Origin of the sequence: Streptomyces canus (genome assembly GCF_001514145.1) — a bacterium.
Taxonomy (GTDB): Bacteria; Actinomycetota; Actinomycetes; order Streptomycetales; family Streptomycetaceae; genus Streptomyces; species Streptomyces canus.
Window position 1 is genome coordinate 574,193 of record NZ_KQ948659.1, and the last position, 18,579, is coordinate 592,771.

General features: G+C 69.9%; 18 protein-coding genes. 7 read left to right on the forward strand and 11 right to left on the reverse strand.

Going from position 1 to position 18,579, the window contains the following annotated elements; all coding sequences use genetic code 11:
• Positions 1 to 84: 84 nt before the first annotated feature.
• From AQJ46_RS16225 to AQJ46_RS16235, 3 genes are all read right to left on the reverse strand, one after another.
• Entirely contained in the window at positions 85 to 1,785 is a 1,701-nt protein-coding gene (locus AQJ46_RS16225) for a rhamnogalacturonan lyase B N-terminal domain-containing protein (RefSeq protein ID WP_059206245.1), read from the reverse strand.
• 90 nt (positions 1,786 to 1,875) lie between these two features.
• Positions 1,876 to 2,727: a hypothetical protein gene (locus AQJ46_RS16230; protein WP_059206246.1), complete on the reverse strand. Its 852-nt coding sequence runs from the start codon at positions 2,725 to 2,727 to the stop codon at positions 1,876 to 1,878.
• Positions 2,724 to 3,290: a SigE family RNA polymerase sigma factor gene (locus tag AQJ46_RS16235; protein WP_057618265.1), complete on the reverse strand. Its 567-nt coding sequence runs from the start codon at positions 3,288 to 3,290 to the stop codon at positions 2,724 to 2,726. Before AQJ46_RS16235 ends, AQJ46_RS16230 begins: the two co-directional genes overlap by 4 nt.
• A gap of 236 nt (positions 3,291 to 3,526) precedes the next feature.
• On the opposite strand from AQJ46_RS16235, the gene AQJ46_RS16240 reads away from it, so the two are divergent.
• The gene (locus AQJ46_RS16240; protein ID WP_059206247.1) at positions 3,527 to 4,930 is read left to right on the forward strand and encodes an NCS2 family permease; all 1,404 of its coding nucleotides are present in this window, start codon (positions 3,527 to 3,529) and stop codon (positions 4,928 to 4,930) included.
• A gap of 13 nt (positions 4,931 to 4,943) precedes the next feature.
• On the opposite strand, the gene AQJ46_RS16245 is transcribed toward AQJ46_RS16240, so the two are convergent.
• The 3 genes from AQJ46_RS16245 to AQJ46_RS16255 all read right to left on the reverse strand — a co-directional run bounded on the left by AQJ46_RS16245 (position 4,944) and on the right by AQJ46_RS16255 (position 7,723).
• The gene (locus AQJ46_RS16245) at positions 4,944 to 6,395 is read right to left on the reverse strand and encodes a peptidoglycan D,D-transpeptidase FtsI family protein (RefSeq protein WP_059206248.1); all 1,452 of its coding nucleotides are present in this window, start codon (positions 6,393 to 6,395) and stop codon (positions 4,944 to 4,946) included.
• A gap of 80 nt (positions 6,396 to 6,475) precedes the next feature.
• On the reverse strand, positions 6,476 to 6,946 hold the full coding sequence (locus AQJ46_RS16250; protein ID WP_059206249.1) for a GNAT family N-acetyltransferase: 471 nt from the start codon (positions 6,944 to 6,946) through the stop codon (positions 6,476 to 6,478).
• Between the two features lie 3 nt (positions 6,947 to 6,949).
• Positions 6,950 to 7,723 carry an IclR family transcriptional regulator gene (locus AQJ46_RS16255; RefSeq protein WP_007381154.1) on the reverse strand — a complete coding sequence of 258 codons (774 nt, stop codon included), beginning with the start codon at positions 7,721 to 7,723 and terminating at the stop codon, positions 6,950 to 6,952.
• Between the two features lie 121 nt (positions 7,724 to 7,844).
• Between AQJ46_RS16255 and AQJ46_RS16260 the strand changes: the two genes are divergently transcribed.
• The 6 genes from AQJ46_RS16260 to AQJ46_RS16285 all read left to right on the forward strand — a co-directional run bounded on the left by AQJ46_RS16260 (position 7,845) and on the right by AQJ46_RS16285 (position 13,862).
• A complete protein-coding gene (locus AQJ46_RS16260; RefSeq protein WP_079072292.1) occupies positions 7,845 to 9,374 on the forward strand; it encodes an aldehyde dehydrogenase (NADP(+)) in 1,530 nt (509 codons plus the stop codon).
• Positions 9,375 to 9,419: 45 nt separating this feature from the next.
• Positions 9,420 to 10,028: a DUF1349 domain-containing protein gene (locus AQJ46_RS16265; RefSeq protein ID WP_057618260.1), complete on the forward strand. Its 609-nt coding sequence runs from the start codon at positions 9,420 to 9,422 to the stop codon at positions 10,026 to 10,028.
• Between the two features lie 256 nt (positions 10,029 to 10,284).
• A complete protein-coding gene (locus AQJ46_RS16270; protein ID WP_059206251.1) occupies positions 10,285 to 11,010 on the forward strand; it encodes a DsbA family oxidoreductase in 726 nt (241 codons plus the stop codon).
• A 99-nt stretch (positions 11,011 to 11,109) separates the two neighbouring features.
• Positions 11,110 to 12,162, forward strand: coding sequence for an aminotransferase class V-fold PLP-dependent enzyme (locus AQJ46_RS16275; RefSeq protein ID WP_059206252.1), 1,053 nt, complete (start codon positions 11,110 to 11,112; stop codon positions 12,160 to 12,162).
• Between the two features lie 58 nt (positions 12,163 to 12,220).
• Positions 12,221 to 12,829: an RNA polymerase sigma factor gene (locus AQJ46_RS16280; RefSeq protein WP_059206253.1), complete on the forward strand. Its 609-nt coding sequence runs from the start codon at positions 12,221 to 12,223 to the stop codon at positions 12,827 to 12,829.
• 34 nt (positions 12,830 to 12,863) lie between these two features.
• On the forward strand, positions 12,864 to 13,862 hold the full coding sequence (locus AQJ46_RS16285) for a maleylpyruvate isomerase family mycothiol-dependent enzyme (RefSeq protein WP_059206363.1): 999 nt from the start codon (positions 12,864 to 12,866) through the stop codon (positions 13,860 to 13,862).
• Between the two features lie 36 nt (positions 13,863 to 13,898).
• On the opposite strand, the gene thpD is transcribed toward AQJ46_RS16285, so the two are convergent.
• From thpD to AQJ46_RS16310, 5 genes are all read right to left on the reverse strand, one after another.
• Positions 13,899 to 14,792: an ectoine hydroxylase gene (thpD, locus tag AQJ46_RS16290; RefSeq protein ID WP_059206254.1), complete on the reverse strand. Its 894-nt coding sequence runs from the start codon at positions 14,790 to 14,792 to the stop codon at positions 13,899 to 13,901.
• Between the two features lie 8 nt (positions 14,793 to 14,800).
• The gene (locus tag AQJ46_RS16295) at positions 14,801 to 15,211 is read right to left on the reverse strand and encodes an ectoine synthase (RefSeq protein ID WP_059206255.1); all 411 of its coding nucleotides are present in this window, start codon (positions 15,209 to 15,211) and stop codon (positions 14,801 to 14,803) included.
• Positions 15,212 to 15,255: 44 nt separating this feature from the next.
• Positions 15,256 to 16,527, reverse strand: coding sequence for a diaminobutyrate--2-oxoglutarate transaminase (gene ectB, locus AQJ46_RS16300; RefSeq protein WP_059206256.1), 1,272 nt, complete (start codon positions 16,525 to 16,527; stop codon positions 15,256 to 15,258).
• A 29-nt stretch (positions 16,528 to 16,556) separates the two neighbouring features.
• Entirely contained in the window at positions 16,557 to 17,081 is a 525-nt protein-coding gene (gene ectA, locus AQJ46_RS16305) for a diaminobutyrate acetyltransferase (protein WP_059206257.1), read from the reverse strand.
• 340 nt (positions 17,082 to 17,421) lie between these two features.
• Positions 17,422 to 18,522, reverse strand: a complete 1,101-nt coding sequence (locus AQJ46_RS16310; RefSeq protein ID WP_059206258.1) for a pyridoxal-phosphate-dependent aminotransferase family protein — start codon at positions 18,520 to 18,522, stop codon at positions 17,422 to 17,424.
• Positions 18,523 to 18,579 lie beyond the last annotated feature (57 nt).

Here is an 18,579-nt window from a genome sequence, read left to right on the forward strand (position 1 = left end):
ACGCCCCGCCTGTCGTCACAGGCGGGGCGTTCCTCGTGCCGGCCCGAGGGGGGCTCCAGCCGGCAGCTGCCGGCCGAGGGGGGCTCAGGCCAGCAGGTCCAAGCAGTCGAACGACGTGCCCGCGCTGAGATAGGCACTGCCGCCCGAGCCGCTCACGATGTCGAGCTTCAGGACGTTGTACTGCGTGGTGTCCGTCTTCCACGCACTACTAGGGACGTTGAAGATGAACGAATGGTTGTTCCCCCGGTACGAACCCGTGGTGAGGGAGCGCGTGCCGGGCTGCGTGGGGGCCGTGGGGATGGCCGAAACCCAGTCGTTGACGCTGACTCGGGGACGGCCGCCCGCGAAGGCGTCGGTCACCCCGACCCGCAGCGTGTGCGCGACGGCCGCCTGGGCCTTGGTCAGCTTGAAGTAGATCAGGATGCCGTCGTTGACGTCCTTCCACATGTACGCCGGGAAGGACGCCGCCTCGCCCCCGCCGCCGATCGTGACGTTGCCGGTCCACTTGGCCGCACGGCCGTCGGAGGGGTGGGCGTACGTCATCAGCTTGGCGTTCTTGAACTCGCCGGGCGTGCCGTCCCAGTCGCCGAGCCGCCAGACGGCCTTGGCGGTGGACGGATCGCCGGTGATCGTGAGGCTGTGCAGGGAGGTCACAGCGCCCGCCGTGACCTTCACCGACGCGGTGTGCACGGCGAGTTCGCCCTTGTGGACGGTCATCGTGTACGTCCCCGGCAGCATCCCCTTGCAGGAGAAGGCGCCGGTTCCGGTCGCGGCCTTCGCCCAGTACTGTGCGTCCGCGTTGGCGAAGCCCACCGTGTACGGGTACGCGGAGTCCATGCCCTTCAGGCCGACCCCGGCCACCCTGCCCCGACCTGCCGCGCCGAGCCAGCCGGTGATGCCGAGACCGTCGACCCAGCCGGTGTCGAGCCTGTCGTGGAAGAGCGCGGACGACGGAGCGCCACCGTCGGTGAAGGAGAGGACGTACGGACCTTGGAGGCCGAAACGTTCCGCCTCGGTCTGTGCCTCGTTGTAGTGCAGGATCTCGTAGAGCCCTGCGCCCTTGTCGTTCGAGTGCCGCAGGAGCGAGCGGTAGAACGGACCGCCGGAGGCCTTCTCGTGGTTGGAGCGCACCAGCCAGAGGCCCACCGAGCCGGTGGTGAAGCCGACGTGGTCGTAGTCGATGGTCCGCTTGCCCGAGTAGTGCTTGGAGTGGGTCGTGCCGTCGGCACGCTTCCAGACGTCACCGGCCTCGATGATCTTGTCCGAGGTCTCGATCCAGCTGTCCGAACCCGTGTTGGGGAACATCCCGGGCTTGAGGCGGACGATGTAGCGGGTCGCGGTGAAGGAGGCGTCCTTCTTGTCCGTCCAGAGGTAGACGTTGTTCTGGCCGCTGCGGGCCGCGTACCACTGGGTGATCGCGCCGTGCACGACCTTGATCAGGACGACCGGTCCGGACTTCCTGATGGTGACCGTGGAGGCCCCGAGCCCCGACTCGACATGCGAGTTCTTGCCGCCGTACCCCTGGTACTCCTTGCCCTTGTAGACCAGGGACGTCAGGTCGCCGGTCGTCTTCGAGACCTTGAAGACCAGGGAGGTTCCGGTGTCGACGACGTAGTTCCTGCCGTCGTCCGAGTAGCCGAAGGTCGCCGCGGAGGCGGCGGAGAGGAGGCCCGTGCCTCCCGCGACGGCGGCACCGGTGGCGGCCACGCCGAGCGCCGAGGCGCCGAGCACCCGTCGGCGGGTGAGGGGTCTCTTGTGCGTGCTCAAGGGGAAGTGCTCCGTCATCAGGGGGACCGTGCACCCATTAAGTGGCCGCTGATGAGGAATCGGTTGCCGCGCCGCCGGAAGTTTTTTGGTAAGACTCCGGCAAGAGGCCTAGGAGTCCCCTTCGTCCGCGTCGTCGCCCTGGGCCGCGAAGTCGCCCTTCACGGCGAGGTCCCCGGACTTCGCCGTCGCCGTCGCCGTGTAGCCGTCGCCCCGCGCGTCCCGGCCGCCGCGCTCGTGGTTGTACTGCCCGGCGAACACCCACTCGCCCTTGGGGACCGTACGGCCGTCCTTGAGCACCCAGGTGTAGACGAGGAAGCCGTCCTTCTTGGCGACCGTCAGCGTGAAGTCGTCCTCGGGCAGTGAGCGCCAGGCGCCGGCGTTGGTGACACCGCCGGTCTGTTCGATCCGCAACTCGACGGTGAGCGCCGTCAGTTGCTCGGAGGTCTTGAAGGTCAGATTGCTCTGTGCCCAGAACTCGTTGCTGTGCGGGTCCACCGAGCCGTCCGACCACAGCGGGCCGTCCTCGACGCCGGACGCCTGCACCTCGGTGGAGGCGCTCGGCGTGCGCGAGGGCGTACCGCTCGGCTTCTCGGCCTCCCGCCCGGGGGTGGTCCTCGGCGTCGGATCCGCCGGCGGGGCGGGCGGCCGGCTCGTCGCGTCGGGCGACGGCGTGGGCGTGCCCGTGGCCGCGACCGACGTCTGCGCGGGCGTCTCGTCCTTGACCGCGGACGCCACCGCGTAACCGCCGAGGCCCAGCACACAGGCGACCGCGGCCGTGGCGCTCACCACCCGCACCCAGCCGTAGACCGGCGGCCGGGTCGCCCGGTGGTCGGGGCGGGTCTGTTCCGACATGCCGCGCTCGATCCGGGCGAGGATCTGCTCGCGGTTCGGCTCGTGCGCCTCGGCCGCGTCCTGCAGCCGGGCGCGCAGTTCGCCGTGCACGTCCCGCCGCATGGTCATCGGTCCCTTCCTCCGGCGTCACCGGTGCGCGCCATCGCGGCGTGCATCCTCAGCGGAGCGTTCTGAGGGCCGAGCAGCCGCTGCAATTCGGCCATCCCCTTCGAGGTCTGGCTCTTAACCGTACCGACCGACACCCCCAGGGCCAGCGCGGTGTCCTTCTCCGAGAGATCGAACGCGTGCCGCAGCACGACACACGCCCGCTTGCGGAACGGCAGCCTGCGCAGCGCCTCCTGGACGTCGACCACACCCGCCACGTCGGGGTTCTCGACCTTCTCCTCGCGCTGGGACCAGAACAGGGCGATGCGCCGGCGCTCACGGACCGCGCTGCGGATGCGGGTGCGGGCCAGATTGGCGACCACTCCGCGCGCGTATGCCGCCGGGTGGTCGGCCGCGCGCACCCGGTCCCAGCGGTGCCACAGCGCCAGCAGGGCGTCCGCCGCCAGATCGTCGGCGGCGTCCGACTCGCCGGTCAACAGATGGGCGAGGCGGGACAGTTCGGCATAGTGGCGTTCGAAGAAGGCGTGGAACTCCACGGAGGCGGCGTCGTCGACGACTGTGCCCACGGGCTCCCTCTCCCTTGCGTGTCATGTGAATGACATGTGATCGTCCGGGGGTGGCCGGGCGGAGATCCGGAAGCGTAGCAGTGATCGAGTACGTGCTTTCGTACGGTCCTTCGAACGATGTATGACGGGGCGGCCCCCGACTCCGTAACACGAAGAAAACCTGAAGCGCGTTCAACGCAGGAACAATCCAGCCAGCATCCGCACACCGATCATTCAGGCACCAAGGAGCATCGAGCATGTCCGTCGACCAGTACTTCAGGATCTCCGAGAGGGGATCCACCTTCGCCCGTGAGATACGCGGCGGCTTCGCCACGTTCTTCACCATGGCCTACATCCTTGTCCTGAATCCCATCATTCTCGGCAGCGCGAAGGACAAGTTCGGACACCAGTTGGATGCGGTGCAGTTGACCACCGCGACGGCTCTGGTGGCCGCGGTGATGACGATCGTCATGGGCGTGGGCGGCAACCTGCCGCTCGCGCTCGCCGCCGGGCTCGGGCTGAACGCGGTCGTCGCCTTCCAGATCGCCCCGCTGATGAGCTGGGACGACGCGATGGGCCTGGTCGTCCTGGAAGGTCTGCTCATCTGTGTGCTGGTGGTCACCGGACTGCGGGAAGCCGTCATGCACGCCATTCCGCAACCGCTCAAGCAGGCGATCAGCGTCGGGATCGGGCTGTTCATCGCGTTCATCGGCTTCGTGGACGCCGGGTTCGTGAGCCGTATCCCCGACGCCGCGAACACCACCGTGCCGGTGCAGCTCGGGGGCACCGGCGCCCTCACCGGCTGGCCGATCCTCGTCTTCTGCCTCGGGGTGCTGCTGACGATCGGGCTGCTCGCGCGCAAGGTCAAGGGCGCGATCCTGATCAGCATCGTGACCATGACGGTCCTCGCGATGATCATCAACTCCATAGCCGACATCAAGGCCTGGGGCCTGACGACACCGGAGTGGCCCGACAAGGTCGTCGACACCCCCGACTTCGGGCTGATCGGTCACTTCAGCCTGTTCGGTTCCTTCAGCGCGCCCGGCGTGGGGATCGTCACGATCGTCCTGCTGATCTTCACGCTGATCCTGTCCGACTTCTTCGACACGATGGGCACGGTCGTCGGGATCACCGCCGAGGCGGGACTGCTGGACGAGGAGGGCAAGGTGCCCAACCTCGGCCGGGTCCTGCTGATCGACGGAGCGGCGGCGGTGGCCGGTGGTGCGGCGTCCGCGTCCTCCGCCACGTCGTACATCGAGTCGGCGGCGGGCGTCGGTGAGGGCTCGCGCACCGGGTTCTCGAACCTCATCACCGGTGGGCTGTTCGGCCTGGCGCTGTTCCTGACCCCGCTGCTGACCATCGTCCCGCTCCAGGCCGCCGCTCCCGCCCTCGTCGCCGTGGGCTTCCTGATGATGACGCAGGTCAAGCACATCGACTGGGACAAGTACGACATCGCGATCCCGGCCTTCCTGACCATCGCCGTGATGCCGTTCACCTACTCGATCACGAACGGAATCGGGGCCGGCTTTCTGGCGTACGTCGTGATCAAGGTGGTGCTGGGGAAGGCCAAGGAGATCCACTGGCTGTTGTGGGCGACCTCGGCGCTGTTCCTCGTGTACTTCGCGATCGACCCGATCGAGCAGATCCTCGGCGCCAAGTAGCCACCGGGACGCCTCAGTTCTTGAGGGCCGCCTCCATCACGGCCTTGGCCACGGGGGCGGCCAGTCCGTTGCCGCTCACCTCCGAGCGGGCCGCGTTCGACTGCTCCACGACCACCGCGACGGCGACCTCCTTCCCGTCGGCCTTCCCGTAGGACGTGAACCAGGCGTAAGGCGTCTGGCTGTTGTTCTCGCCGTGCTGGGCCGTGCCGGTCTTGCCGCCCACCGTGACGCCGTCGATCAGGGCGTTCGTGCCGGTGCCCTTCTCCACCACCGTCTGCATCGCCGACTGGAGTTGTTCCGCCGTGTCGGCGCTGACGATCTGTTCGGTGCTCGCCTCGTTGTCGTAGTTCTTCAGGACGTCGCCGCCGTTGTCGGTGATCGTCGACACCATGTGGGGCGTCACCAGCTTGCCGCCGTTGGCTATGGCCGCGGAGACCATGGCCATTTGGAGCGGGGTGGCGGTGACGTCGTACTGGCCGATACCGGTCAGCGCCGTCGAGGACTTGTCCATGCCGGACGGGTAGACGCTCTCGTAGGCCCGCACCGGGACGTCCTGCGTGGCGTCGTTGAAGCCGAACTTCTCGGCCATCGCCTTCACCTTGTCCTGGCCTAGGTCGACGGCCATCTTCGCGAAGACGTTGTTGCAGGAGTACTGCAGCGCGGTGCGGATCGTCGCGTTCTCGCAGGGCGCGGAGGTGTTCTCGTTCGCCAGCTCCCTGGTCGTGCCCGGCAGGGTGTACGGGTCCGGGCTCACGGTCTTCTCGTCCACCGAGGAGTAGAGGCCGTCCTCCAGCGCGGCCGAGGCCACGACCAGCTTGAACGTCGAGCCCGGTGGCAGCGGCTGGCGCAGCGCGCGGTTGGTGAGCGGCTTGTCGGAGTCCGCGTTGAGCTGCTTCCAGGCACTGCCCGCGGTGTTGGCGTCCGTCAGCGAGGACGGGTCGTACGACGGCGTCGACACGACCGCAAGGATCTTGCCGGACGCCGGATCGATCGCGACGGCCGCGCCCTTCTTGTCGCCGAGCGCGTCGTACGCCGCCTTCTGCACGGCGGGGTCGATCGTCGTGATCACATCACCGGGCTCGGCCCGCTGATTGGTGACCGTGTCCATGACGGTCTTCAGTCGGCTGTCCGTGCCGTTGAGGAGGTCGGCGTAGATGCCCTCCAACTGGGTCGGGGCGTAGGCCTGCGAGGCGTAGCCCGTCACCGCCGCGTACAGCTTGCCGTTCGTGTACGTCCGCTTGTACGCGAGATCGCTGTCCGTCACCTTCTCGGAACCCGTGACCGCTTTTCCGGCCACGATGATGTTCCCGAGCGGCGAGGAGTACGTCTCGATCGCGTTCCGCCGGTTGTCGTTGTCGTCCGCGAGTGCCTGGCCGTCGTAGAACTGCACCCAGGTCGCTCGGATCAGCAGAGCGAACACCAGGAGCAGCGCGAAGACCGATGCGCGCCTGATCGTCTTGTTCATCCCACCGAGAAGACGATCAACGGCGGACGAATCGTTCCCGAACGTCCGCTTTTCTCATCGGACGTTCATCTACGGCGGTCTCACACGTCCAGCGTGAGCACGAACTCGTCGATCTCCGCCCCGCGCGCCTGGGCGTACCCCGACGCCTGAGCGGTCACCCGGAATCCGCACTTCTCCAGGACGCGCAGCGAACCGGTGTTGTCGGCGGCCGCGCGGGCGTACAGGGGCCGCTCGGGCACCTGGGCGACCAGCTCCCGCAGCGCCGCCGTGGCGATGCCGCGCCCCCAGTAGGCGCGGTCGATCCAGTACGTCACCTCGCGCTCGCCCGGTTCGCCGTACACGGCCGCGCTGCCCACCACGTCCCCGTCGGCCAGGATCGTGCGTTGCACGTCCACGGAGGCCCGGATCCGTTTCCAGTGGGCGTCGAAGGCGTCCCGGTCGGCCGGGTCCTTCGGCGTGAAGGCCGCCATGTGCAGGGCCTCTGGGTCGTTCATCTGCCGGAAGAACACCGGCAGATCGCTGTCATGAACCTCGCGGAGAACGATCTGCATGCCTCAGAGCCTACGGGTGGCCAGTGTCAGCCGGTCCCGCGCGTCGAACAGCGCGTCCTTCACCATCTGCTCGTGCGCCGGGGTCAGCCGCGCCACCGGCACCGAGCAGCTGATCGCGTCACGCGCGGGCGTGCGGTACGGGATCGCCACGCCGAAGCAGCGCAACCCCAGCGTGTTCTCCTCGCGGTCCACGGAGAAGCCCTGCTCCCGGATCTGGTGCAGCTCCTCGATGAGCTTCTCGCGGTCGGTGATCGTGTGCTCGGTGAGCGCGGGCAGGGTCTCCGGCAGCATCTTGCGGACCTGCTCGTCGGAGTACGTGCTCAGCAGCGCCTTGCCGAGGGAGGTGGAGTGCGCCGGGAGCCGGCGGCCCACTCTCGTGAAGGGCCGCAGGTAGTGCTGCGACTGCCGGGTGGCGAGGTAGACGACGTTCGTGCCGTCCAGACGCGCGAGGTGGATGGTCTCGGTGGTGTCGTCGGAGAGCCGGTCCAGCGTCGGCCGGGCCGCCGCGACCACCTCGTCGCCGTCGATGTAGGAGGTGCCGACGAGCAGCGCCCGCACCCCGATGCCGTACCGCGTGCCCGTCGCGTCGGTCTCCACCCAGCCCAGCTCGACAAGCGTGCGCAGCAACATGTAGAGACTTGACTTGGGGTATCCGACGGCCTCCTGGACCGCCGCGAGGGAGTGCATGCCGGGACGTCCGGCGAAGTATTCGAGCAGTTCAACCGTCCGTACCGCGGACTTGACCTGTGACCCGCCGCCCGTCTCGCCAGCCGACATCGCCCTTGACCCCTTCGTTCGACGGGAAATAGTCTCCAACAGCATATTCACCATCAGGGACAGCGTTCAGCATATCGAACGGTCCTGGTGGCTGACCCAGATACACGTGGAGGGACCCGCGGTGGCAGCAGCACCAGTCTGGAGTGTCGACCCCCGAACCGGGAAGCAGCGCGAGCAGGTTGCGGTGGAGGCCACAGCCCAGGAGGTGGACGCCGCCGTCCGCGCCGCGCACGACGCGCGCGCGTCCCTCGCCGACCGCACCGTCCGCGCGGCCTTCCTGCGCACCGCCGCCGACCTGCTCCAGGACTCCAAGGACCACCTCGTCGAAGCCGCCGACGCCGAGACCGCGCTCGGCCCGGTCCGGCTGACCGGCGAGCTCGCCCGCACCAGCTACCAGCTGCGGGCCTTCGCCGACATCGTCGACGAGGGCGAGTTCCTCGGCGTGGTGATCAACCACCCCGACGACACCGCCACCCCGCCGATCCCGGACCTGCGCCGCTACAAGGTCCCCCTCGGCGTCGTCGCCGTCTACTCGGCCTCCAACTTCCCCTTCGCCTTCTCGGTCGCCGGCGGCGACACCGCGAGCGCGCTCGCGGCCGGCAACCCCGTCGTCGTCAAGGCCCACCCCGACCACCCGGCCCTGTCCGAGCTGGTCGCGTCCGTGCTGCGCCGGGCCGCCGCCGAGCACGGCATCCCCGCGGGCGTGCTCGGTCTCGTCCACGGCTTCGAGGCCGGCATCGAGCTGATCAAGCACCCGCTGGTCGCGGCCGCGGGCTTCACCGGTTCCGTGAAGGGCGGCCGTGCCCTGTTCGACGCGGCGGCCGCGCGGCCGGTGCCGATCCCGTTCCACGGCGAGCTGGGCTCCCTGAACCCCGTCGTGATCACCGAGGAGGCGGCCGCCGAGCGCGCGGAGGCCATCGGCGCCGGGCTCGCGGGCTCCATGACCCTCGGCGTCGGCCAGTTCTGCGTGAAGCCTGGCCTCGTCCTCGTGCCGTCCGGCACGGCGGGCGACGGCCTGCTGAAGTCCCTGACCGACGCCGTCAGCGACACCGAGGCGGGTGTCCTTCTCGACCACCGCATGCGGGACAACTTCGTCGCCGGGGTCGCCGAGCGCGTGGAGCTTCCCGAGGTCGAGTCGCCGGTGACGCCCGGAGCGGGCGGCGAGCACACGGTGAGCGCGGGCTTCCTCACGGTGGCGGCGGACAAGCTGACCACCGAGGGGGCGTACGACCTCCTCCTGGAGGAGTGCTTCGGCCCGGTGACCGTGGTGGCCCGCTACGAGGACGACGACCAGGCGCGCGCTGTGCTGTCCCGGCTTCCCGGCAACCTCACCGCGACCGTCCACCTGTCGGAGCAGGAGGCCGCGGGCGAGGGGCGCGGCGCCGAGATCCTGGCGGAGCTGACGCCGCTGGCCGGCCGGGTCCTGGTGAACGGCTGGCCGACGGGCGTGGCCGTGGCCCCGGCCCAGCAGCACGGCGGCCCGTACCCGGCGACGACGTCCACGTCGACGTCGGTGGGCGGTACCGCGATCGAGCGCTGGCTGCGCCCGGTGGCGTACCAGAACGCGCCGGAGGCCCTGCTCCCGCCGGAACTGAGGGACGACAACCCGCTGGGCCTGCCCCGCCGTTTCAACAACCGTCTCGAGCGCTAGACACCCGAGGGCCGTGCGCGGAGAGGGAGCTGGAAAACTCTGAGGATGGACGTCGAACTTCCCGAACTCCCTTTCTCTCTCCGCACCTACGGCCCCGACGGGCACTGGGCCCATGAGGACGGCATCCTCTCCGGGTGGGCCGGTCCCCGGCAGGACCGGTTCGTGCCGCCCACCGGGGAGTCCCTGGACCCCGCCGCCGACGCGCCGCGTCTGCTCGGTGCCCCCGAGGGGGACTTCCAGCTGATAGCCCGCGTCACCGTGGGCTTCAACGGCTCGTTCGACGCGGGCGTGCTCTACGTCCATGTCGGCGAGCGGGCCTGGGCCAAACTCTGCCTGGAGAACTCCCCGGACGTGCCCACCGTCTGCACGGTCGTCACCCGGGGCCACTCCGACGACTGCAACTCCTTCACCGTGGACGGCAGTTCGGTGTGGCTGCGGGTCAGCCGCACCGGCCGCGCCTTCGCCTTCCACGCCTCCCGCGACGGCAAGCGCTGGACCTTCGTCCGCCTCTTCACCCTGGGCGACGAGAAGGAGACCGGTGCGGCCCTGATCGGCTTCATGGCGCAGTCACCGATGGGGGAGGGGTGTGTGGTGACGTACGACCACATCGAGTACCGACCCGAGTGGCCGGCCGACCTGCGCGACGGAACCTGAGCGCTGCGCCGGTCTGAGCCGGGCGCCTGTGGGGGCCTCGCTGGGTTGTCGGACGGCTGCGAACCGGACGCTGGTCGCGCCCGCCGCACCGCGGAGCCGCTTGCCGACACAGCCCCACGCCCCCGACGAGTTGCCGCTGGGGAGCCGCGAGCAGCGTGCGCCGCCCGCCCCCTGGGAATGGAACCCGCTGCTTGAACGTTCATCCAACCGGCGGAGGGAGTCTCCGCAGCCGTCCGACCTGGAGAGAGCCGTAGACATGCGCGTCGAGATCTGGAGCGACATCGCCTGCCCCTGGTGCTACGTGGGCAAGGCCCGCTTCGAGAAGGCGCTGGAGGCCTTCCCGCACCGTGACGGCGTCGAGGTGGTCCACCGGTCGTTCGAGCTGGACCCGGGGCGGGACAAGAGCGACGTGCAGCCCGTCCTCGCGATGCTCAGCAAGAAGTACGGCATGAGCGAGGCCCAGGCCCAGGCCGGCGAGGAGAACCTCGGCGCCCAGGCCACCGCCGAAGGGCTCGCCTACCGTACCCGGGACCGCGACCACGGCAACACCTTCGACCTGCACCGGCTCCTCCACCTCGCCAAGGAACAGGGCAGGCAGGACGAGCTCGTCCAGATCTTCTACCGGGCCAACTTCGCCGAGGAGAGGTCCCTGTTCACCGAGGGCGACGAGCGCCTCGTGGAGCTCGCCGTGGAGGCCGGCCTGGACGCCGACGAGGTCCGCAAGGTCCTCGCCGACCCCACCGCCTACGCCGACGACGTCCGCGCCGACGAGCGCGAGGCCGCCGAGCTCGGTGCCAACGGCGTCCCCTTCTTCGTCCTGGACCGCAAGTACGGCGTCTCAGGGGCCCAGCCCGCCGAGGTCTTCACCCAGGCCCTCACCCAGGCCTGGGGCAACCGCTCCCCGCTGAAGCTGATCGACCAGGGCGACACCTCCGCCGAGGCCTGCGGGCCCGACGGGTGCGCCGTACCCCAGCAGGGCTGACAAAACATGCAGGTCGGCGCGGACGTATAAGCGTTTCTTGGCGAAACCACGTAGAAATTCGCAATGGACCGAGAGGTCTTCCGGCCCCACAGTGGAGCCATGGAGACCTTCGAGAGCCTCGTCCGCGCCGAGTTCGCCCCGAAGAACACCTTCCTCAACACCGCGAGCAGCGGCCTGCTCCCGGCACGCACCGTGACCGCCCTCCAGGAGGCCGCGCTGATCCGCGCCGAGGGCAGGCCGCTGGACCCGCTGTTCCAGGACGTGGAGAAGTCCCGCGCCGCGTTCGCCAGGCTCGCCGGCGTCCCGGTCACCCGGGTCGCGGCGGGACCATCCGTGTCCACCCACTCGGGCCTGGTCGCCGCCTCCCTGCCCCCGGGCGCCGAAGTCCTCACCGCCGAGGACGACTTCACCTCCGTCGTGAACCCCTTCCACACCCGCGGCGACCTGAAGGTGCGCATCGTGCCGCTGGAACGGCTCGCCGACTCCGTCCGCCCCGGCACCGCCCTCGTCGCGGTCAGCGCCGCCCAGTCCGCCGACGGCCGGATCGCCGACCTGCCCGCCCTGCGGGAAGCGGCCAGGGACCACGGAGCCCGCACCTACGTCGACTTCTCGCAGGCCGCGGGCTGGCTCCCGGTGGACGCGCGGTCGTACGACTACACCGTCTCCACCACCTTCAAGTGGCTGCTCGGCCCGCACGGCGCCGCCTTCCTCGCCGTGCCGGAGGACTTCGGCGACCTGAAGCCGGTGCTCGCCGGCTGGGTCGCGGGGGAGATCCCGTGGGACAGCTGCTACGGCCCCGTCGCCGAACTGGCCCACTCCGCCCGGCGGTTCGACGTCAGTCCGGCCCTGTTCACCTACACGGGCACCCGCCGCTCCCTGGAACTCCTGGAGGAGCTCGGCGTGGACGCCGTGCGCGCCCACGACCTCGCCCTCGCGGACCGCTTCCGTACGGGACTCGCCGCCCTCGGCCACGCACCGCTGCCGGCCCCCGGCTCCCCGATCGTGTCCGTGCCCGGACTCGGCCACCGGCAGCGCGAGTTGAGCGCCGCCGGCATCGAGGTCTCCGACCGCGCGGGCAACCTGCGCGCCTCCTTCCACCTCTACAACACCGCCGCCGATGTCGACCGGCTCCTGGACGCCCTGTCTGCCTGAACCGCTGGCGCCGCGCCGCCCGGGACGCTAGGAAGGGGCATCAAGGGGTGGTGGTGCCGTGGAGTCCACGGACGGGACGACGTCCGTACAGCAACCCGCCGACGCGGAGCTGCACCGGCGGCTGGTGTACGGCGACGAGTCCGCGCTGGCCGAGGCGTACGGGGCGTACGGCGGGATGGTGCGGGCGGTCGCGGTGCGCGTGACCCGCAGCCGGGCAGCGGCCGAGGACGTGGCGCAGGAGGTCTTCGCGCAGCTTTGGAGCAGGCCGTACGCCTTCGACGCGCGCCGCGGCACCCTGCGCACCTGGCTGTCGGTGCTGGCGCACCGGCGGGCCGTGGACTGGGTGCGCAGCGAGGCCCGGCACCGCAAGGACGCCCGCGCCGACGACCTGGCCCTGCACGGCATCCCGGACGCCTCTCCCGGCCCCGCCGAGGCGGTCGTCGACCGGGAACGGTCCCTCCTGCTGCACACCGCTCTCGCCGAACTCCCGCAGCCACAAAGGGAAGTGGTGCACCTCGCCTACTTCGCGGGCCGCACCTACCGGCAGGCCGCCGTCGAACTCGGCATCCCCGAGGGCACCGCGAAGACCCGGCTGCGCACCGCTCTGCGCACCCTCGCGGAGACTTTGGCCGACCCACCCGACCCGGCGTGGGAAGAGGGCGCATGATGGCGGCAGGGGAACACAGGGAAGGGGGCGAGTGGTGACCGATCACGACGACGTACGCGACCTGCTGGCCGCCTGGGCCTTCGGCGCCCTGGAACCGGCCGAGGAGCGGCTGGTCCCACCGCATCTGGCCGAGTGCGAGCGCTGCGCGGCGGAGGCGGAACGACTGCGCGCGACCGTACGGCTGCTGGAAGGCCCGCCGCTCGACGAGCCGGTGTCCCCCCTCGACACCCTTCTCACCGGCGCCCTCCGCGCCCGCCCGGCGCCGCCCCGTGTGGCCCGGCACGCCGCCCCCTACGCGGCCGCTGTCGCCGGGCTCGAGGCGCTGCTGCCCGAGCTGGCGGGGCGCTGGTCGACGCCGGTCGTGCACGACTGGGACGTGCACGCGACGGTCGCCCATCTGCTGGCCGCCGACGAACATCTGGCCCTGCGGCTCGGGATCGACGCCCGGGTGCCGGGCGCGCGGATCGACGAGGACGCGGACTGGGCGGACGCCTGGGAGAGGCGTACCGCCGAGGTGATCGCCCATGAGCACGGCCGTACGCCCGAGCAGACCGTCGCCGACTGGTCCGCGCAGACGGCCGCGCTCCTCGGCACCCCGCATGCCCGCGATCCCGAACTCGCCGCCGGAACAACCCTGTTGATGGGCCTCAGGCTGCCCGTCACCGAGCACTTCCTGGCGCGGGCCTTCGAGACGTGGATCCACACCGACGACATCGGCCGCGCCCTGGGCCTGGCCGTGCCGCCGCCGCCCGAGGAGCACCTGGGGCAGCTGATCAGGCTGGCCGTCCGCGTTCTCGGCACCGTCCTCGGAGCCGAGGCGCCGCCGGTGCTGTTCGCGGTCAGGGGCGGCGAGGAGTGGGTCCTGGGTTCGCAGAGCGATCCCGTGGCCGCCGAACTCACCCTGGATCCCGTGGACTTCTGTCTGCTGGTCGGCGGGCGGCACGCGCCGGACGCGGTTGCCCGGGACACGACGGGCGACGCGGCCGCCGTACGGAACGTACTGGAGCGGGCCGCGTCGCTGTCGTGGCTGTGAGAGGGACCCCCCGGGTCACTGGGGGGCACCGCGGGGTCACTTCACCGGTGTGAAGTCCCTCGCGCCGATGAACTCCGGCCGCCGGATGGGCGCCGCGAACGGCTCCACGGCCTGGTTCTCCACGCTGTTGAACACGATGAACACGTTGCTGCGCGGGAACGGCGTGATGTTGTCGCCGGAGCCGTGCATGCAGTTGCAGTCGAACCAGGTCGCCGAACCGGCCCTGCCCGTGAACAGCTTGATGCCGTACGCCGAGGCCATCGCCGTCAGCGCCTCGTCCGACGGCGTGCCGGCGTCCTGCATCTGCAGCGACTGCTTGTAGTTGTCCTTCGGGGTGGCCCCCGCGCACCCGAGGAAGGTGCGGTGGGACCCCGGCATGATCATGAGGCCGCCGTTGGTGTCGTAGTTCTCGGTCAGCGCGATCGAGACGGACACCGTCCGCATGTTCGGCAGGCCGTCCTCGGCGTGCCAGGTCTCGAAGTCGGAGTGCCAGTAGAAGCCACTGGCCCCGAAACCGGGCTTGACGTTGATCCGCGACTGGTGGACGTAGACGTCGGAGCCGAGGATCTGCCGGGCCCGGCCGACGACCCGCTCGTCGCGCACCAGGTTCGCGAAGACCTCGCTGATCTTGTGCACCTCGAAGACCGAGCGGATCTCCTTGGACTTCGGCTCGATGATCGAGCGTTCGTCTGAGCGGATGTCCGGGTCGGTGACGAGCCGCTCCAACTCACGCTGGTAGACGGGGACTTCGTCGGGCCCGATGATCTGGTCGACGGCGAGGAAGCCGTCGCGCTCGAACGCCTCCAGCTCGCCCGTGGCGATCGGTCCCGGCGCGCCGGGGGCGGACCAGACGACCGGGTCCTTGCGGGGCGTCGACACCTCGGTGGCGCCGCGGCTGGGATAGAGATCGGTGACGGTGGTGGTGGTCATGGGTGCGGTCACACCTCCTCGGATTCGGGTTCGGTGAGCAGCGGGTAGACGCCGTTCTCGTCGTGGTCCTCCCGGCCGGTCACGGGCGGGTTGAACACACAGAGGCAGCGGAAGTCCTCCTTGATCCGCAGCGTGTGCCGCTCGTGACCGTCCAGCAGGTACATGGTCCCGGGCGTGATCGAGTGCGTCTGCCCGCTCTCGTGGTCGGTCAGCTCGGCCTCGCCCTCGACGCAGACGACGGCCTCGATGTGGTTCGCGTACCACATCGACGTCTCCGTACCCGCGTACAGGATCGTCTCGTGCAGCGAGAAGCCGACCCGCTCCTTGGCGAGCACGATGCGTTTGCTCTCCCAGGTGCCGGACGCGGCCCTCACATGCCGGTCGGTGCCTTCGATGTCCTTGAAAGAACGGACGATCACGGTGCTGCGATGCCTCCTACGTAGACAGTTGTTCAGACGGTGATTCAGACGGTTTCGCGTACGGAACGGGCGAGGATGCTGAGTCCCTCGTCCAGTTCCTCGGGGGTGATCGTGAGTGCCGGAAGCAGCTTCACGACCTCGCTCTCGGGGCCCGACGTCTCGATGAGCAGCCCGAGTTCGAAGGCGCGGTGCGCCACCCGTCCGGCGCGCTCCTTGTCGTGGAACTCCAGGCCCCACACGAGCCCGCGCCCGCGGTACTCCTTCACGTCGGCCAGGTTCTCCTCGGTGATGGAGATGAGCCCCTGCTCGACCTGCTCGCCACGCTTGCGGGTCTGCTTCTCCATCGCGGACCCGTCCGCCCAGTACTGCTCCAGGGTGGCGGTGGCCGTGACGAAGGCGGGGTTGTTGCCGCGGAAGGTGCCGTTGTGCTCGCCCGGCTCCCAGATGTCCAGCTCCGGCTTGAACAGGCAGAGCGACATCGGAAGGCCGTAGCCGCTGATGGACTTGGACACGGTGACGATGTCCGGCGTGATGCCCGCCTCCTCGAAGGAGAAGAAGGCACCGGTACGCCCGCAGCCCATCTGGATGTCGTCGACGATGAGCAGCATGTCCTGCCGCTCGCACAGCGCGGCGAGCGCCTGCAGCCACTCCCGCCGGGCGACGTTGATGCCGCCCTCGCCCTGCACGGTCTCGACGATCACGGCGGCCGGCTTGTTCAGGCCCGAGCCCTGGTCCTCCAGGAGCCGCTCGAACCACAGGAAGTCCTCGACGGTGCCGTCGAAGTAGTTGTCGAACGGCATCGGCGTGCCGTGCACCAGGGGGATACCGGCGCCGGCCCGCTTGAAGGCGTTGCCGGTGACGGCCAGGGAGCCCAGCGACATCCCATGGAAGGCGTTGGTGAAGGACACGATGGCCTCGCGCCCCTTGACCTTCCGGGCGAGCTTGAGCGCCGACTCCACCGCGTTGGTCCCCGTCGGGCCCGGGAACATGACCTTGTACGGCAGGTCGCGCGGCCGCAGCACCAGATCCTGGAAGGTCTGGAGGAAGGCGCGCTTGGCGGTGGTCGACATGTCGAGCCCGTGCGTGACGCCGTCGCGCTCCAGGTAGTCGATCAACGCCCGTTTCAGCACGGGGTTGTTGTGGCCGTAGTTGAGTGAACCGGCGCCGGCGAAGAAGTCCAGGTACGCGTGGCCGTCCTCGTCGTACATGCGGCTGCCCTGCGCGCGGTCGAAGACGGTGGGCCAGCCGCGGCAGTAGCTGCGCACCTCGGACTCGACGGTCTCGAAGACGCTGAGGTCGGGCTGGGTGATGGTCACGACGAATCGCTCCTCGGGTGCGTGGGGGGTCAGGCGGAGGGAGTGGGGGCGGGGGAGAGGGGCCCGATGCGGTAGAGGACCTCGGGGTCGTGCGGCCCGTCGGGGAACAGGCTCGCGTCGAACAGCACCTCGCGCTCCAGGCCGGCGCCACGGCGTTCGGCGAACGCCGTGAACAGCCGCTCGGAGGCGGTGTTGCCCGGCGTGATGGTGGTCTCGACGGTGGTCAGCCCGCGCTCGGCGGCGAGCCGCGCGGTCAGTCCGTCGAGCAGGGCGGCGGCGAGTCCGCGGCCGCGGTACGCCGAGTCCACCGCCACCTGCCAGACGAGCAGGGTGCCGGGTCGGTCCGGGCGGACGTACCCGGTGACGAAGCCGATCGGCTCCCCGCTGTCGTTCCGTGCGACGGCCGACGTGGCGGCGAAGTCGCGGCACCACAGCAGATAGCTGTACGACGAGTTCAGGTCGAGGACCTCGGAGTCGCGGGCGATCCGCCACAGTGCGGCTCCGTCCGCGACCGTCGGCCGGTCGATTTGCAGGTCTGCTTGTGCGGCAGTCATGCGAATTGAATTTACCGAGGGAAATTCAAAATTGCATCGCCGGGTGGGGTTACATGAGGGCGTTCGATGTGTTATCACGCGGGCGCGCGCCGACGCGCAAGAAGTGACCGTTATGCACCGTTACGACCATCAAATAAGGGGCAAATGGATCACGATGTGTAACGCGTCACAGGCATGTAACCCCCACGAGATCTCCCCGAATTCAGCCGGTTCGCGTTCGCAGAATCTTTGCGTTTAGGTCCGGGGAAAGCGGGCAGAAGAATACGGGAAGCTATTCTCTGATAAGCCCGGGAATTACCCTGACAATTATGGGCCCGTTAATGAAAAAGCCGGAAGAGGGCTACCGCCACGCGTCCTCCGCCGCGCGCAGCGCGCCTTCCACGTCCACCGCGAGTCCCTTCTCCCGCAGTGCCGCGCCCAGTGCCGCCAGGCTCGCCCGCACGGCGCCCCGTGTCGCGTCCACCCCGTAGTGGTTGACCCGGATCATCTCCTTGGCCAGCGCGCCCCCGCCCGCCGCCAGCGGCAGCGCGGGGTCGGACGCCAGGGCGCGGGCGACGAGTTCCGATGCCGCCAGGCCGGAGGGGGAGCGCAGCGTCGTGGCCACGGGTGCGGCCTCGCGGTCCTCGTACACATAGGGCTCCAGGCCGGAGCCCAGCACCCGCGCCCCCGCACGGGTCGCCGCGGCGGCGGCCCGGTGCCGGTCCATCACCGCATCCAGCCCGTCCGCCTCGATCCGCTCGACGCACGCCTCCAGCGCCAGCATCTCCAGCTGTGCCGGAGCGTGCAGCAGGACCTTCCGGCCGCCGTCGATCCAGCGCTCCTTCCAGTCGAGCAGCGAGAGGTACGACCGCCGCGGCGCCGCCGGATTCGCGGCCATCCGGGCCCACGCCCGCTCGCTCACCGACACCGCCGACACGCCGGCCGGCCCGCCCATCGCCTTCTGCGCCCCGATCACGCACAGGTCCACACCCCACGCGTCCGGCAGCACCGGCTCCGCCCCGACGGAGGCGACCGCGTCCAGATAGAACAGCGCCCCCTGCCGCCGTACCACCTCACCGATCTCCGCGACCGGATTGGTGTTGCCGGTCGCCGCCTCCGCGTGCACCAGCGACACGAAGTCGATCGACGGGTGCTCCTCGAAGGCCGCGGAGATCTGCTCGGCCGTCACCGCGGTGTGGAACGGCACCGCGAGGTCGATCACCGTCGCCCCGCAGTCCCGCAGCCAGTTGCCGAAGGTCTGCCCGTACGGGCCGGTGATGACGTTCAGCGCGGTCGTACCCGGACCGGCGGTGGAGCGGATCGCTCCCTCCAGCGGCAGCAGCGCCTCGCCCTGCATGATCACGACGTCCTGCTCGGTGCGCAGCAGCCGCGCCACGCGGTCCTCGATCGAGGCGAACTGCGCCGCGCCGAGCGGGGCCAGATCCAGGAAGGGGTGCGTCACGACGGTGCTCTCTTCGCTCTCCGGGGTAGACGTGACGAGCGTAACCGTTCCTCCTCC

What these genes read in the sequence shown, in the direction of transcription:
- AQJ46_RS16225 (WP_059206245.1), bottom strand. Translation starts at nt 1,785, where the DNA reads ATGACGGAGCACTTCCCCTTGAGCACGCACAAGAGACCCCTCACCCGC.
- AQJ46_RS16230 (WP_059206246.1), bottom strand. Translation starts at nt 2,727, where the DNA reads ATGACCATGCGGCGGGACGTGCACGGCGAACTGCGCGCCCGGCTGCAG.
- AQJ46_RS16240 (WP_059206247.1), top strand. Translation starts at nt 3,527, where the DNA reads ATGTCCGTCGACCAGTACTTCAGGATCTCCGAGAGGGGATCCACCTTC.
- AQJ46_RS16245 (WP_059206248.1), bottom strand. Translation starts at nt 6,395, where the DNA reads ATGAACAAGACGATCAGGCGCGCATCGGTCTTCGCGCTGCTCCTGGTG.
- AQJ46_RS16250 (WP_059206249.1), bottom strand. Translation starts at nt 6,946, where the DNA reads ATGCAGATCGTTCTCCGCGAGGTTCATGACAGCGATCTGCCGGTGTTC.
- AQJ46_RS16255 (WP_007381154.1), bottom strand. Translation starts at nt 7,723, where the DNA reads ATGTCGGCTGGCGAGACGGGCGGCGGGTCACAGGTCAAGTCCGCGGTA.
- AQJ46_RS16265 (WP_057618260.1), top strand. Translation starts at nt 9,420, where the DNA reads ATGGACGTCGAACTTCCCGAACTCCCTTTCTCTCTCCGCACCTACGGC.
- AQJ46_RS16270 (WP_059206251.1), top strand. Translation starts at nt 10,285, where the DNA reads ATGCGCGTCGAGATCTGGAGCGACATCGCCTGCCCCTGGTGCTACGTG.
- AQJ46_RS16275 (WP_059206252.1), top strand. Translation starts at nt 11,110, where the DNA reads ATGGAGACCTTCGAGAGCCTCGTCCGCGCCGAGTTCGCCCCGAAGAAC.
- thpD (WP_059206254.1), bottom strand. Translation starts at nt 14,792, where the DNA reads ATGACCACCACCACCGTCACCGATCTCTATCCCAGCCGCGGCGCCACC.
- ectA (WP_059206257.1), bottom strand. Translation starts at nt 17,081, where the DNA reads ATGACTGCCGCACAAGCAGACCTGCAAATCGACCGGCCGACGGTCGCG.